13 protein-coding genes are annotated in these 14,947 nt (G+C 55.3%); 8 read left to right on the plus strand and 5 right to left on the minus strand.

Annotation, left to right across the window (positions count from 1 at the left end):
* Window positions 1-124: 124 nt before the first annotated feature.
* Entirely contained in the window at window positions 125-931 is an 807-nt protein-coding gene (locus Pla22_RS15620; RefSeq protein ID WP_146515768.1) for a polysaccharide deacetylase family protein, read from the minus strand.
* Between the two features lie 259 nt (window positions 932-1,190).
* Entirely contained in the window at window positions 1,191-2,810 is a 1,620-nt protein-coding gene (locus tag Pla22_RS15625; RefSeq protein WP_146515769.1) for a S1 RNA-binding domain-containing protein, read from the minus strand.
* A 311-nt stretch (window positions 2,811-3,121) separates the two neighbouring features.
* Between Pla22_RS15625 and Pla22_RS15630 the strand changes: the two genes are divergently transcribed.
* The 7 genes from Pla22_RS15630 (at window position 3,122) to Pla22_RS15660 (ending at window position 9,993) form a co-directional block, all read left to right on the plus strand.
* A complete protein-coding gene (locus tag Pla22_RS15630) occupies window positions 3,122-3,607 on the plus strand; it encodes a BLUF domain-containing protein (RefSeq protein WP_207310391.1) in 486 nt (161 codons plus the stop codon).
* A 51-nt stretch (window positions 3,608-3,658) separates the two neighbouring features.
* Window positions 3,659-4,303 carry a heme NO-binding domain-containing protein gene (locus Pla22_RS15635; protein WP_207310392.1) on the plus strand — a complete coding sequence of 215 codons (645 nt, stop codon included), beginning with the start codon at window positions 3,659-3,661 and terminating at the stop codon, window positions 4,301-4,303.
* Window positions 4,303-5,643, plus strand: coding sequence for a two-component system sensor histidine kinase NtrB (locus Pla22_RS15640; RefSeq protein ID WP_146515770.1), 1,341 nt, complete (start codon window positions 4,303-4,305; stop codon window positions 5,641-5,643). Before Pla22_RS15635 ends, Pla22_RS15640 begins: the two co-directional genes overlap by 1 nt.
* Window positions 5,624-6,961 carry a sensor histidine kinase gene (locus tag Pla22_RS15645; protein WP_165440701.1) on the plus strand — a complete coding sequence of 446 codons (1,338 nt, stop codon included), beginning with the start codon at window positions 5,624-5,626 and terminating at the stop codon, window positions 6,959-6,961. Before Pla22_RS15640 ends, Pla22_RS15645 begins: the two co-directional genes overlap by 20 nt.
* A 111-nt stretch (window positions 6,962-7,072) precedes the next feature.
* Window positions 7,073-8,281, plus strand: coding sequence for a response regulator (locus Pla22_RS15650; RefSeq protein WP_165440702.1), 1,209 nt, complete (start codon window positions 7,073-7,075; stop codon window positions 8,279-8,281).
* Window positions 8,278-9,579 (plus strand): response regulator, encoded by a 1,302-nt coding sequence (locus Pla22_RS15655; RefSeq protein WP_146515773.1) that lies wholly within the window; start codon window positions 8,278-8,280, stop codon window positions 9,577-9,579. Before Pla22_RS15650 ends, Pla22_RS15655 begins: the two co-directional genes overlap by 4 nt.
* 33 nt (window positions 9,580-9,612) lie before the next feature.
* Window positions 9,613-9,993: a response regulator gene (locus Pla22_RS15660; protein ID WP_146515774.1), complete on the plus strand. Its 381-nt coding sequence runs from the start codon at window positions 9,613-9,615 to the stop codon at window positions 9,991-9,993.
* An 84-nt stretch (window positions 9,994-10,077) separates the two neighbouring features.
* Here the strand turns inward: Pla22_RS15660 and Pla22_RS15665 are convergent, their stop codons facing one another.
* The 3 genes from Pla22_RS15665 to Pla22_RS15675 all read right to left on the minus strand — a co-directional run bounded on the left by Pla22_RS15665 (window position 10,078) and on the right by Pla22_RS15675 (window position 12,849).
* Window positions 10,078-11,526 carry an L-serine ammonia-lyase gene (locus Pla22_RS15665; protein WP_242632084.1) on the minus strand — a complete coding sequence of 483 codons (1,449 nt, stop codon included), beginning with the start codon at window positions 11,524-11,526 and terminating at the stop codon, window positions 10,078-10,080.
* A gap of 220 nt (window positions 11,527-11,746) precedes the next feature.
* On the minus strand, window positions 11,747-12,229 hold the full coding sequence (locus Pla22_RS15670) for a hypothetical protein (protein WP_146515775.1): 483 nt from the start codon (window positions 12,227-12,229) through the stop codon (window positions 11,747-11,749).
* Window positions 12,230-12,468: 239 nt separating this feature from the next.
* Window positions 12,469-12,849: a hypothetical protein gene (locus Pla22_RS15675; protein ID WP_146515776.1), complete on the minus strand. Its 381-nt coding sequence runs from the start codon at window positions 12,847-12,849 to the stop codon at window positions 12,469-12,471.
* 212 nt (window positions 12,850-13,061) lie between these two features.
* Here Pla22_RS15675 and Pla22_RS15680 point away from each other — a divergent pair, with 212 nt between their 5' ends.
* On the plus strand, window positions 13,062-14,936 hold the full coding sequence (locus tag Pla22_RS15680; RefSeq protein WP_146515777.1) for a phosphoenolpyruvate carboxykinase (GTP): 1,875 nt from the start codon (window positions 13,062-13,064) through the stop codon (window positions 14,934-14,936).
* Window positions 14,937-14,947: the final 11 nt, after the last annotated feature.

The following is a 14,947-nucleotide window of genomic DNA, read 5'->3' on the forward strand; positions in this document are numbered from 1 at the left end:
AGAGCCAACTCAACTCATCGTATTCGACTTGTCCGCCAATGCCGATTCGCCTCTGAGCTATGCCGTTGTTTGGCGACTTTGTTTGGCGACTTTGTTTGGCGACGTTGCTGACTGTTTTGCGGTGTTAGCCTTCTTGCTTGGACTTTACCCAGGCAGCAGCTTCTTGGAAGGTTGCGACCCAGACGTTGTCGTCGTTTTGCAGGAAGCGAAGCAGTTCTTTGTGGTCTTCAGCGCTGATCGCCAAGTGATCGCCACCCACCCCGTGGAACATGAAGACCACCCAACCGTTCTTTTCGCGTGCTGCGGTCACTTGGCTTAGTTGATACGCCAAGTCTCGCTGGTCGCCCGCAACCGTCTTTACCTCGTACAGGTCAATCTTGCCTTCTTCGGGAACGTGGAATCCGTTTCTGGTCGTTCGTGCCGCGAAGAATCGTTCTTTGACCATCGGGATATAGCTGTGATTGTCTTCGCCGATCGTCGTGCCGCCGCAAGGGTAGGCGAACGTGGCTGTCTCGCGCTTGACGCCATTGCTGACCAAGTTGGCAAGGTTCTCATCAAGCTCTTTCGCCATCCGAGCATCATCGTAGTCCTCGGCCGCGTTGCCGGGCTTCACCCAATCGTACTTCCGGGCGCACGGATGGAGGATCGTGTGTCCCGCTAACTCGTGCCCCTCTTCGCGAATCCGATCTACTTCTTCTTGGGACCAAAGGTAGGTGGCACCCCCGGTGCAAAAGAAAGTGCCCTTCAGTTTCGCAGCCTTGAGTTGCGGCAGTGCATGATCGATTTGACTTCGGATCCCGTCGTCATACGTGAGTGTCACGCAATAAGTCTTGCCCTCTGGCCAAAACCCATCTTCGGCAGCCGCCATTGACGGGGCCGCGATCAGCAACGCGACAAATGCGATCCATGTTGACTTAGAAATGACACTCATAGCGTTAAGCTCTTGGGAGATAGACCAATGGCAATGCACGAAGCGGGAATGACGCCGCTTTGCAAAACGAGTACTCATGATAACCCGAAGCGCTGGCAAGGACGTCAACTAATTACCCGCTAACGGGTCTGACTTCTATGGCGTAATTTCCCGGGTCTGACTTCTGGCATTTGGCGATGCACAGTCCTCTGCCTGTCGTTGGCAAGGACTGTGAATGAAGCACGATGTAGCGGATGCCTGTGGTCAAGGCCCGTTCGGTCTACCAACGCAGGCCGAACTTCTCGCCACCGGATTCGCGGTTGTTGCCACCTTTAAGTGGCCCAGAGTGGGAAGCTTTGACGGCGACTTCGCGTTGTGGCTCGTCTTCCTCTTCTTCTGGCTTGGACGTTTCGGGGGCACCGATCGATTGTGCCTGCTTGATTGACAAGCCGACCTTTTGCGCGTCTCGATCGAAGGACACCACTTTCACTTCCACTTCGTCACCTTCGTTCACAAAGGCGTCCACTTTGGAAACACGATGGTGCGCCAATTCGCTGATGTGCACCAAGCCTTCGACTCCGGTGCCAAGTCGGACGAAGGCTCCAAACGGGGCAACTCGAGTGACGGCGCCTTTATGAACGCTGCCGACTGGGAATTCCGCTTCTGCGGCGTCCCAGGGATTTTCGAGCAAATCGCGGTACGAAAGCGAAATCTTTCCGGTTTCTTTGTCCATCTTGTCGATGCGGACCATTACCTTTTGGCCGACTTCCAAGACATCGCTGGGGTGCTTCACTCGATCCCAGCTCAGTTTGCTGATGTGGATCAGGCCATCGAGCCCACCGAGGTCGACGAAAGCACCGAAGTCCTTGATGCTGCGCACGACGCCTTCGCCTTCGTAGCCAACATCAAGTTTTTCGAGTTGCTCTTTCTTCTTCTCTTCACGCTCACGGTCCAAGATCGCTCGACGCGATAGAACCAGGTTCCCGCGACGCTCGTTAGATTCGGTCACCACGCAAAGAAACTTCTGGTCAACAAATTCGGATGTGTCTTCCACGCGATAGTCAGCAATTTGACTGATCGGAATGAAGCCTTTCATGTTGCCGACTTTGACTTCTAAGCCACCGGAATTGTGTCCGGTAACGACTGCATCAACGACACTGCCTTCGTCGATGTCTTCCCAGTCCGACGCTTCTACTGCCGCGCCGGGAAGTCCAAGCGAGAACAATCCGTCCGCCTTGCTAAAACTGCGAACGACGACTTCGATGGAAGCTCCGATGGCAGGTTCTTCGGTAAACATTTCAAACGGAACAACGCCTTCGTCGGGACCACCCAAGGCGACGAACACGCTATCGTCATGGATCTTCAAGACCGTGGCAAATAGGCGTTGACCTTCGGACAATGGTTCTTTGCGGTCTGGCATTCCAGCATCGCCGCCGAGCATGCCTTCGACATCCGCTGCGGCTAGTTCAGCATCAAGTTCGGCCTGCAGGTCGTCGTCGAGGCCGCCTCGCATGGAAGGTACTGCAACCTTTCCGGGCAAAGCAGGCTTGGCGCGACGTTCGGCGGATTCGGGAGCATCACCAATGACGCGGGGGCGAGGCGCCTTTTTGGGCTTCGATGGCTTTTTGCCGGCTTTGGAGTTCTGCTTTTCTAGCTGCTCGGTGCTGACTGACGGAGACGCCGGCTTGGCGACTCCGAGTCCGCGGGCTGCCAACGGGCCTCCGCCGCTGCGTGCGGCACCGGCAAGCGGGGCCGGTTTGGATGCCGCAGCGGGCTCACTGGAAGCCTGTGTTTCCGGCTCATTCCCCACTGTGGGCGGTGTTTCTGGCGTAGTCGCCGCCGCGGGTTCGGCAGTGACAGACTCGGCGCTGTTGGTTTCAGGGGTGTCGCCGTTACTCATCAGTGATCATTCATTAGGAGTTCAGAAGGGATTCCAGGGCCTCGTAGTTTAAGCGCTACACGTAACGCGTCCAATGGTGCTTTCTTGGCAAAGCGATGACTGATTTCCCGCGAAAGTTCCCTTACAGCCCGGTTGATCCGGCGAATCGGCACAGTCGTCACCGACAGCGATCATTCGCGGATACGAACTGGATTTCGCTGCATCTGGCTGGCTCCACGGCGGTTTGTGACACACCTTTCCATTGGAGTCACGCATTCGTACACGTGATCCGCACAGCGGGGGACTAGAACTCAAGCAATAAAGGCTTTGGTATGTCCCAGGGAAAAATGTCATCTGACGTCTTGGACTCATCCGATTTGGTCCAACTTGTCTACGTCAGCGCAGCCACCGTCGCGTTCAGCGATGATCAACTCGATCATCTGTTGGAGGTCGCTCGTCACAACAACGCCGCCCTCGATGTTACGGGTGTGCTGCTGCTGCGAGAAGGAACGTTCTTTCAAGTTCTCGAAGGATACTCCGACGTCGTCCAAGATCTTTACGACAAGATCGCGTTGGACCAACGGCACGGCAAAGTGTTGGTTCTGACCAAGCGTTCGATCGAAGAACGCAACTTTGGTGACTGGAGCATGGGGTTCGTTCGCGATCAACGTGTGATCAACGAACTACCGGGCTTCGTAGATTTCTTCAGCGGTCGCACATTCCTAGACCTCGCCGGTGACTCACGCCGCGTGGAACAGACCCTCGACGGCTTCCGCCGAGGTCGTTGGCGTCGGCAAGTGGCCGATGGAATTTGTTGACGACGTTGATTGATTGATGGACGGCGTACCCAATGCAAGCGCCGTCGCCAGATGATGACTGATCGTTCAGTCACGGCTCACGTGAAGAGCCAACACAAAGTGGAACTCATAGTCGAGGAAGGTGTCATGAAAGGGATCGTATTTACTGAGCTGATTGAAATGGTGGAAGAGGATCTTGGAATCGAGATCGCCGACCGAATGATCAGCGGCGCAAAGACTTCGAATGATGGCTCGTACACATCCGTAGGAACCTACGACCACGCAGAACTTATCCAGCTCGTGATTTCGCTGTCGGCTGAAACGGGCATCCCGGTACCCGATTTGGTTCAAGCGTTCGGCAAGCACTTGTTCGCACGCTTCCATGAACTTTACCCCCAATTCTTTGCGGGCATCGATTCGGCAATCGACTTTCTTCCGATGGTGGAAGCCTACATTCACGTCGAAGTTCGAAAGCTCTATCCCGACGCCGAACTTCCGTCGTTCCAGTGCGAAACGAGCGGCGAAATGTTGAGCATGACCTACCAATCCAAGCGTCCGTTTGCGGACTTGGCCGAAGGTTTGATCGCGGCTTGCATTACTCACTTTGGCGATCCCATCGACATGACTCGCAAGGACCTTGGCGCACAAGACGGAACGCAAGCCTGCTTCCTGCTGCGTCCTACTTCGGATGTGCCAGCGGAAGAAGTGGCGGTCTAATGTCTGACATCGAACTGCTGAAGCGACGATTCGAGCGAGAGAGAGCGGCCCGAAAGGCGGCTGAGTCTCTGCTGGAACAAAAGTCACTTGAGGTCTATCAAGCGAACCTCAAACTTAGCGAACTTGCCGAACACACCGAAGCAATTGTCGAAACCGCTGCCGACGGCATTGTGACGTACGGACAAGATGGTGTCATTCGTTCGTTCAATCGTTCGGCGGCGAGGATCTTTCAACGTGAATCCGGAATAGGGTTAAACGTCCGCGATTTGTTTCAATGCAGCGACACGTTGTGCAGCGTGCTTTTTTTGGCCGATGACTTCCGGGAATCGAACGCGAACAACGAACCACTTGAATTTGTCGGAGTGCGTGCCAGCGGACAAGCGTTCCCAGCCGAAGTTTCGACCAGTCGCGTCGAACTGAACGAATCGTTGGTCTACACGTCGCTCATTCGCGACCTGTCCAAACGCAAAGAATTAGAGGTGCGGTTGGGGCAAGCTCAAAAGATGGAATCCGTGGGTCAGCTAGCCGCTGGGATCGCGCACGAGATCAATACGCCCATCCAGTTCGTTGGCGACAACATCAAGTTCTTACAAGGAGCGTTTGAGGACATTTCTGATCTGCTGGCGCTGTATGACCAGTTGGTGGAAGCGGTCGATGGGAATCAACCCACGCAAGAGGTCCTGTCGCAAGTCAAGCAGCAGTGCGAGATCGCCGATCTTCCGTTCCTGCAAGACGAGTTTCCCAGCGCGATTGCTCAATCCCTCGAAGGAATCGAACGCGTCGCCACGATCGTGCGAGCAATGAAAGAATTCTCGTTGCCAGCGACCCAAAGCAAGTCCGCGATCGATATCAATCGAGCCATCGAAAACACCTTGGCGGTCGCAGCGAATCAAGCCAGCGAGATTGCAACGATACAAACGGAACTCGATCCGTCGCTGCCACCGGTTCTTTGCCTCGCCGGCCAAATGAACCAGTGCTTTCTCAATCTACTCACCAATGCGGTCGAGGCGATTGCTGATCACTGCGAACCAGGTGCCGGAAGAATCAAAATCAGCACTCGCGCCGACAAGGATGCAGTCGAAATTCGCGTCGAAGACAATGGCCCCGGCATCCCAGCGGAAATCACCAACCGTATCTTCGATCCGTTCTTTACCACCAAGCCCGTGGGCAAGGGCACCGGCCAAGGACTTTCGTTTGTGTATGGCGTGATTGTCGACATGCATGACGGGACCATCCACGCGCAATCGCCTCCCAACGGCGGGACCACATTTGTTGTCTCCCTTCCCGCTCACAACTACGCCGAAACGAAGGGGAGGGCTCATGCGAATTCTGCTCATTGATTCCGACCCCAATCGACCTCAACGGTACGAGCGATGGCGACAAAGACTGCAACCGTTTGACGATTCGCTGACCACAGCATCGTCACCATCCGAGGCCGGGGCAATTGTCGCTTCGTCTCACTTCGGTCTTGTCATCCAAGTTTCCGGTTCGGATCGCAGTGCGAATAATGAAGCCCTCGGTCACGCCGTCGACGAACTGCGTTCTCGCGCTGGCTATGTGATCGACGCGGTCGAGAATGCCATCGAACGAGGGCACGCGTTCACGCTCGGCTACGACGACTGCGTTATGGATGATTGCGATGATGTCGAATTGGCGAAGCGAATCAAGAACGCCAGCGATCTCGAAAAACTCAATCAACGTTTGGCCCAGGCTCAAAAGCTCGAATCCATCGGCGAACTTGCCGCCGGAATCGCTCACGAAATCAATACTCCCATTCAATATGTTGGCGACAACACCCGATTTGTCCAGGAAGCCTGTGGTGACCTGGAAGCTGTGTTGAAAACCTGCCAATCGTTACTCGTCGCCGTTGACACCGGAATCAACGTTGACGAGGCAACGGACAAGCTGCGCAGCGCGATGGGCGATGCGGACATCGATTACTTGATCGAGGAAATCCCATCGGCGATCTCGCAAACGCTCGAAGGCGTTGACCGAGTCGCAAACATTGTGCGTGCGATGAAAGAGTTCGCTCATCCGGGCGTTTCCGAAATGACGCTGACGGATCTAGCACACGCGATCGGCAACACGGTCATGGTGGCTCGAAACGAGTGGAAGTATGTCGCGGAACTGGTAACCGATTTCGACCCCAACATGCCGCTGGTTCCTTGCTTGCCAGGTGAACTCAATCAAGTGTTGCTCAATATGATCGTCAACGCGGCCCACGCGATCGGCGATACCCTTGGCGAAACACCGGATGCGAAGGGCACGATCACCATTAGCACCAAGTCTCAACCGCACCATGCCGAAATCCGCATCACGGACACGGGCAGCGGTATTCCAGAAGACCACTTGGAACGCATCTTCACTCCGTTTTTCACCACCAAAGGTGCTGGCAAGGGAACGGGACAAGGCTTGGCGATCGCTCAGTCAGTCATCGTCGAAAAGCACGGTGGATCCATCGATGTGGAAAGCGAACGCGGCCAAGGAACCACGTTCGTGATTCGGATTCCTTTGCAAAACGAGCCAGCCAGGTCTAACGAGCCAGCCACGCATAACCAGCCAGCCAAGCAAGCTAGCGCCGGCACGTCAGGCGTACCGCCGGTGGCGCTCTCGCGAGCCGCGGGGACGATCCCGATCCCCATCTCGCAGCCTCATTAGCTTGGCAGCCTCACTAGCTTGGCAGCCTCACTAGCTTGCCGGGCAAGCACTGGGGTTACGACTCGCATCCGAGTCGTCACGAACTGAATGAAAACAAGAATAGAGCGGACCATGGAAATCAAAACAAAAGTCATGTTTGTCGACGACGAAGCCAACGTACTCGCGGGCCTGCGTCGCATGCTTCGTTCACAGCGAAAGGTGTGGGACATGCGATTCGCAAACGGCGGTGAAGACGCGTTGCAAGAACTTGCCAAGGATCCCGTGGACGTGATCGTAAGCGACATGCGAATGCCAGGCATCGACGGTGCCGAACTCCTTTCGCGAGTATCAGAGCTCTACCCGAACACCGTACGTCTGGTGCTTAGCGGCCAATCCGAACATGAAAAGATCTTTCGAGCCATCGGTCCGGCTCACCAATTCATGTCCAAGCCTTGTGACCCCGATGTTTTGATCAGCACGATCGATCGAGCTTGCGGACTGCAAAGTCAATTGTCCGACGAATCGCTTAAGAACGTCGCTTCGCAAATCACGACGCTTCCAAGCTTGCCGACGATCTATCGCGAATTGGTGTCCGAACTTGAATCGAACGATGCGTCGATGGATCGCATTGGACGGATGATCGGTAGCGACCTCGCGATGACGGCCAAAGTTTTGCAACTGGTGAACTCGTCCTTCTTCGGATTGCCGACTCACGTGACTTGCCCCACCCACGCGGTTTCGATGCTGGGGCTGAACATCATCCGACCATTGGTGCTGACCGCGAACGCGTTCTCGCAGTACGAGGATCCTGGTGTCGAGGGGTTTTCGCTTGAAACGTCAATTCAACACAGCTTAGCGGTCGCAACCTCCGCCCGATCGATCGCCGAGAGCGTAAGTCAGCAGAACCACTTGGTGGACGACGCGTTCATTGCGGGGATGCTTCACGATGTCGGGAAACTCATCCTAGCGGTGAATCTTCCCGAGAAGTACAGCGAGGCGTCGCGTTTAGCGAATGTCGAAAATGTTCCTCTTTGGCAGGCGGAGCTTGACGTCTTTGGAACCACGCACGCGGAAGTGGGCGCTCATTTGCTCGGCCTTTGGGGACTGCCAAATCCGATCATTGAAGCGGTTGCGTTTCATCATCGACCCAGTGATGCCGAAACGACATGCTTCACTCCGCTTACCGCTGTGCACGTCGCGGATGTGCTGCAAGATTCGAACTATCCCAACGATGATTCGCCCGCGAGTCTCACCTGGGACCTCGATTACCTCAACGCGATACACGCCACCGGGCAACTGGACGGTTGGTCCATCATGGTGGACTCGGGAGTCCTCTCATGAGTTCCAAAGTCTTACTCGTTGACGATGAGCCCAACGTGTTGAAGGGCTACCAACGTCACCTTCGAAAAAGCCACGACATCGAGCTTGCCGTTGGCGGTGACGAAGCGATCGAAGCCATCCGGACTCAAGGCCCGTTCGCCGTCGTCGTGTCCGACATGCAGATGCCCGAAATGTCCGGCGTTGAACTGCTCAGTAAGGTTCGCGACATCAATGAACACACCGTTCGCATTATGTTGACGGGGAACGCGGATCAAAAGACGGCAGTGGACGCGGTCAACGAAGGCAACATCTTTCGATTCTTAAACAAACCTTGTTCGCCCGAGAAACTCGCCCAAGCGATTGATGCTGGCCTGGATCACTATCGTTTGGTCACCGCGGAAGCGGAACTGTTAAACAAGACCCTGGCCGGAAGCGTTCGGATGTTGACCCAGGTGTTGTCGCTGGCGATGCCGGAAGCGTTCGGGATGACCCAGGAATCTCGTCGGCTCGCTCGAGCGGTCGCCGAACGAATGTCCCAGGTGGGCTGCGTTGACTTGGCGGCTGTTGAGATAGGTCCCATGTGGCAAGTCGAAATGGCGTCGATGTTGATGAGGGTCGGTTGTGTATCGTTACCCACGGACGTGCTTCGCAAGTATTTGACCGACCAAGCTCTCTCGGCTGATGAGGCTAAATTGGTCAAAGAAACGCCTCAGCTAGGTTACAACCTCGTTTCGGCGATCCCAAGACTGCAACCAGTTGCCGAGCTCATTCGTGCCCAAAATGATCCTGCCGTCGACGAGACTCCGATCGTGGCAAGGATTCTAAAGGTCATTGGTGACTACCAACGCTTTCAAGCTGCCTCGTCGCCCTTTGCCGCACTGCAACGATTGGCTGGTTCAACGCGATACGACTCTCGCGTCGTCGATGCGTTAGCCGAAATCATCTCGGACAGTTGTGAGATCCGTGATGTCGAGATCTTCGGCCTCAAGGAAGGCATGATCCTTGAATCCAACGTTGAAGATGTCATGGGACGAGTTCTGATCGCGACCGGTGCGGAAGTCCATGACGCCATGATTCAAAAGCTCGCGTTGCTGAAACGCTCTGCCGCCGGTGTTCGCGAACCGATTCGCGTCCGAGTCGTTGTCAGCACCCAATCGCCCGATCATGCGGAATCCGGTGCTGAACAAGTCGATCCTGGTCAGGCTAAAGCTGGCGTGGCCACGGTTGCCGACACCAAAGCAGTTAACTCCAAACGCGAGCCGTCTGATGATTCATCGGGCTCAGCACCGACCACCAAAACACTTTTAGCTAGTGCGTGACGTAAACCCAAGTTTTGCAACCGGAGAAAATCCATGCTTTCGATTTTGATTGTTGATGACGATGTGAATTTGCTGAGCGGATTGCGTCGCGCGTTGCACGACCAGCCCTACGATTTGTTTACCGCGAATTCGGCAGAGATGGCGATCGACATGTTCCATCGCAAAGCCTTCGATCTGGTCCTTGTGGATCAAAAGATGAGCGGGCTTAGCGGAGCGGAATTGATCGCGTGGATCGCTCAGGAGTTTCCTGACACGGTGCGTTTAATGCTCACCGGTCACGCTGATGTGAACATGATGATGGACGCGATCAACAATGGAAAAGTGTTTCGGTTCCTCACGAAGCCCAGCCATAGCGTTGACATTGCGTTGGCGATTTTGGAAGGACTGGAATCAAAGCTCGCCAGTGCGGTTTAGTCTTCGGATGCACTGATCGAATCAAATTTCCGTCTGGGTTAGGTCCGCTAGTTCAGCAAACGCCGTGGAATTTTCGGTCAATCGTTAGCACTCGCTAATATTGACCGTGATTTGGACGGCGAGGCCGCCTTCGGACGTTTCCTTGTACTTGGTGTTCATGTCCTGCGCTGTTTCCCACATGGTTCGAACGACCGCGTCCAGGGATACGCGAGCTTCGGTGGGGTCACGGTGCAGCGACATTTGCGCCGCGGTAATTGCTTTGATCGCTCCCATCGCATTGCGTTCGATGCAGGGGATTTGGACTAAGCCTCCGACCGGATCACAGGTCATCCCCAGGTGATGTTCCATCGCAATCTCAGCCGCCTCGGTTGCTTGGCGAGGTGAACCACCGAGGCATTCACACAACGCCGCAGCGGCCATCGCCGACGACACGCCGATCTCGGCTTGGCAACCGCCCATCGCCGCGGAAATGGTGGCGCCCTTTTTAAAGATGCATCCGATCTCCGATGCGTTCGCCAGAAAATCCATCCAAGCGACATCGGCGGGCCCGGTACGATTACCAGTTTCTGCCTGCTCACTGGTTTCACAAAAACACAGGTAGTACATCAGCACAGCCGGTATGACGCCGGCGGCACCATTGGTTGGCGCGGTGACGACGCGGCCGAACGCAGCATTCTCTTCGTTAACAGCCAACGCAAAGCAACTTACCCAATCGAGCACGCGCGAAAAGTCATGAGTTTGCCGAGTGACCAACTGCATGAATTCATCGAACTCGGCGGGAACTGAACTACCGAGCAACGATGTAGAGGTGTGCGCGGCGCGACGTTGAACGTTCAACCCACCGGGAAGGATCCCTTGAGTCCGACAGCCGCGGTGAATGCTCGCCAGCATCGCATCTTTGATTGCAGACATCTCAGATAGAATCTCTGAGTCGCTACGAAGAGACCGCTCGTTGTGCAGTACCACTTTGCTGATCGGCAGCCCTTCGCGATCGCAATGGCGCAGAAGGTCTTCGGCATTCTCGATGCTCCAGGGCATCTCAGTGGCAACGGGACCTGGTGTTTCGCCGGCCTTGATGATGAACCCGCCACCAATCGAATAGAAATCCGCTTGATCGGTTTCTTTCTCGTTCGCAAACGCCGTGAAGCGAATCCCGTTGGGGTGCTCGGGTAACTGTTGATCGGAATGAAAAACGATGTCCAATGGCGGATCAAAGTTAATCTCGTGCTGGCCTAGCAATTTGATTCGCTTGCCTTTAGCGATCTGTTTCACCAAGGTCGGTATTCGGTCAACGTCCACCGTGCGAGGATCATGACCGCAAAGCCCCATTTGGATTGCGATGTCCGTGCCGTGACCCTTGCCCGTTTTGGCCAGCGAACCAAATAGCTCGACTTTCACTCGCGAAAGCTCTGATAAGTCCGAGGCGGGCAATTCGGCCAGGAACCGTTGGGCCGCCTTCCATGGCCCCATCGTATGCGAGCTCGACGGGCCAACCCCGATCTTGAACATGTCGAAGACACTAAGCGCTGGCACGTTGGCAACTCATAAAGAATGTTCACTTCCACGAGGGCGACCCGAATGATCGCGAACAATCGCGAATGAAATGTTGTCTAGCGGAATCGTCGATTGGTGCATCGTCGACACTGAACCAACGATGCTATGACTTCAGTGCCGGGACTCTGTTACCGGGACTCTAATACCGAGATGTCGATACCGAGGTGTCGATACCGAGGTGTCGCTTCCGAGATACCGTCTAACGCGACCCACCGCCACCCATGCCGGGCGGAGTGGTCGGGCCTTCATCAGTCAAGACTATGGTCTCGCCCGCGTAAATGCTCACGTCGTTGCTCGATTCGTAAGCGAACTTGGCATGACGATTGAAAAGCATCTTGCCATCGCTTGGTTTGTAAACAGCGAACAGGTCATGCGTCTTGATCGGTAATCCACTTCGCCAACTGAACACTTCGACCAGTTCGCCATTGGAGTCCTCGAAGGTTCGCGATGGTTGCTTCCCAAGCAATTCCTGGACGTCCGAATTGGTGAAGTAGGTGTCAGGCAGTTTGTTCAGCTCAACGCTGCGAGCGGCGATTTTGTCATAGGCCGCATCCACGCCTGGTCTAGCAACGAGGTAGTCATAGGCTAACCCAATCAGCAGCAAACCCAGCACGGCGAACAGGACAATCCGAAGAGTGTTTCCGCCGTTGCCGCCGGAAGGTTTAGAAGGAGTAGTGGACATTGGCGATCTCGTAAACAAAAACGTTGGGGAACAAAAGTGTGTCACAACCTCAGGTCGTTCACACGTCAAAGGCAAGGCATCACTGCGATGTGCACAGCGTACCTCATGCAAGCAGAGAAGTGGGAAGTAGGAAGTGGAAGTTTTTGTCCCATGAACATCCGTAGCCCAGACAACCTAGGTTAGGCCCAACGCTACTCAACTAATTGCTACTTAACACACCGCTACTCAAGCACCGCTACTCAACCCATTGCTGCGGTGATTTCACTCGACATCAGTGGCTTTGTTAGTGGCTTTGCGTCCGTCCGACTGATTTGCGAATCCGTGATGATCGTTTCGTCTGGGCACCCTTGCGAGACTAGGAAGGCAGGGAAACCGACACTCTCGCGACTAGTCCATTTGATACCGAAGCTCGACACGACGACGGATTGTCCAGACGTTCGCCGGTGTTTGTTACTGCGTCGATCCTTCGCCAATTCGGCGAGCTGGATGTCACCGCTAAAGATGCCAACGCTAAATGTGCGTTCCGCTCTCTCCGTTGTGCACTGACGCACGTGTCGTAACGTGCGTCCCAACGCAAACAGTGATTTCGATGTGATGCAGGTTGCTTCGTCGATTGCCAATGCGATAGTCTTACGGTCGAGGCTGCGATTCTAAGAACGATCAAGCATCCGTGCTGTGATGGCGGAATCAGTTGCATCGTGGCTCAAGGCGGGTTGTTTTTAACGGGCATGGCTCCGGTTCGTTTGGTTGTCGTATGTTTGTTGCGTCACCCACAGTGATCGTGGTTGGAGTGCCGATTCCCCTCGTTCCTCTTTTGTGAATCGATAAGATCATGGCTAATATGCCTGCTGATGCTTCCAGCACCGCCGCAAACAATGCAAGTCTTTGGGGAGGCCGAGATCCGTCCGTGCCGCTGAGCCAGAATGCTCACTTGTTGCGATGGATCGAAAAGATGGCTCGGCTCACCCAGCCTGATGCGATCCATTGGGTCGATGGAACTCAGGACGAGTACGACACGATTTGTGGCCAAATGGTGGAATCGGGCACGTTCGTAAAGCTTAACGAAGATCTTTGGCCGGGATGCTACCTCGCTCGTTCCAATCCCACCGACGTGGCTCGCGTGGAAGACCGCACGTTCATTTGTTCGCTTTCCAAGGAAGCAGCGGGACCAACCAATAACTGGGAAGATCCGTTCAAGATGCGGCGTAAGCTGAAAGGGTTATTCAGTGGTTCGATGCGGGGGCGAACCATGTACGTCTTGCCGTTCAGCATGGGCCCGGTAGGTTCGCCAATGTCTCAGTTAGGTGTGCAACTCACCGATTCACCCTATGTCGTCACCAACATGCGAATCATGGCTCGCATCGGCTTGCCGGTGATTGCCGAGATCGAAAAAGACGAAAAACGGGTCGTGCCGTGCATGCACACCGTTGGCGCGCCCCTTGAACCTGGCCAACAGGATGTTCCTTGGCCGTGCAATCCCGACAAGTACATCGTCCACTTTCCTGAAACACGCCAAATTTGGTCGTACGGTTCAGGCTATGGCGGTAATGCGTTGTTGGGTAAGAAATGTTTCGCCCTGCGAATCGCGTCGAACATCGCGCGCGACGAAGGTTGGATGGCGGAACACATGTTGATCCTTGGCGTCGAAGATCCGGCCGGCGAAAAGACCTACGTCACCGCAGCGTTCCCATCGGCTTGCGGCAAAACGAACTTCGCGATGCTGATACCACCCGCGGGCTTCGAGGGATGGAAGGTTTGGACGGTGGGTGACGATATTGCTTGGATCAAACCCGATGATGAAGGTCGACTCAGAGCGATCAATCCCGAGGCCGGCTTCTTCGGTGTTGCGCCAGGTACCTCCGTGAAGACCAATCCTAACGCGATGGCGACGCTCTCTCGGAACACGATTTTCACCAACGTTGCCTTGACGCCCGAGGGTGGGGTTTGGTGGGAAGGAATGACGGACGAGCCGCCCGCCGAGTGCATTGATTGGCAGGGGAACGCTTGGTCGCCCGAGATCGCGAAAGAAACCGGGGCTAAGGCGGCACACCCCAACTCGCGATTCACCGCTCCCGCCTCGCAATGCCCGACGATCGACTCGGCCTGGGAAGATCCTGACGGTGTTCCGATCGGTGCCATTATCTTCGGCGGCCGCCGAGCCACAACGATGCCGTTGGTTTATCAAGCGTTCAATTGGAGCGCCGGCGTCTACATGGGTGCCACCGTAGGTTCGGAAATGACGGCCGCGGCGGCGGGCGTGATCGGTCAGGTCAGGAGAGATCCGATGGCGATGTTGCCATTTTGCGGCTATCACATGGGCGACTACTTTCGCCACTGGATTCGGATGCAGCGAGAGCTTTCCGAAACGCCACGAATCTTTCACGTCAACTGGTTTCGCAAAGACGACGAGGGCAATTTCCTGTGGCCCGGATTTAGCGAAAACTTACGCGTGCTGAAATGGATCGTTGACCGTACCCACGGACGAGCGCTCGGCAAGGAAACACCGATCGGCTGGGTGCCGCTATACGAGGACATCCACTGGAAAGGTCTCGAGTTTTCACCCGAGCAATTCGAGCTGCTGCAAACGGTCGATCGCACCGCGTGGCGTGACGAAGTCCTTGGTCACGAGAAACTGTTCATCGACCTGCACGATCGGCTACCACCAGAAACGGTCTACGAACGCGAGTTGCTGATTTGTCGCTTGTGATCGTTCAGGGA

It is taken from the genome of Rubripirellula amarantea (genome assembly GCF_007859865.1).
Lineage (GTDB): Bacteria > Planctomycetota > Planctomycetia > Pirellulales > Pirellulaceae > Rubripirellula > Rubripirellula amarantea.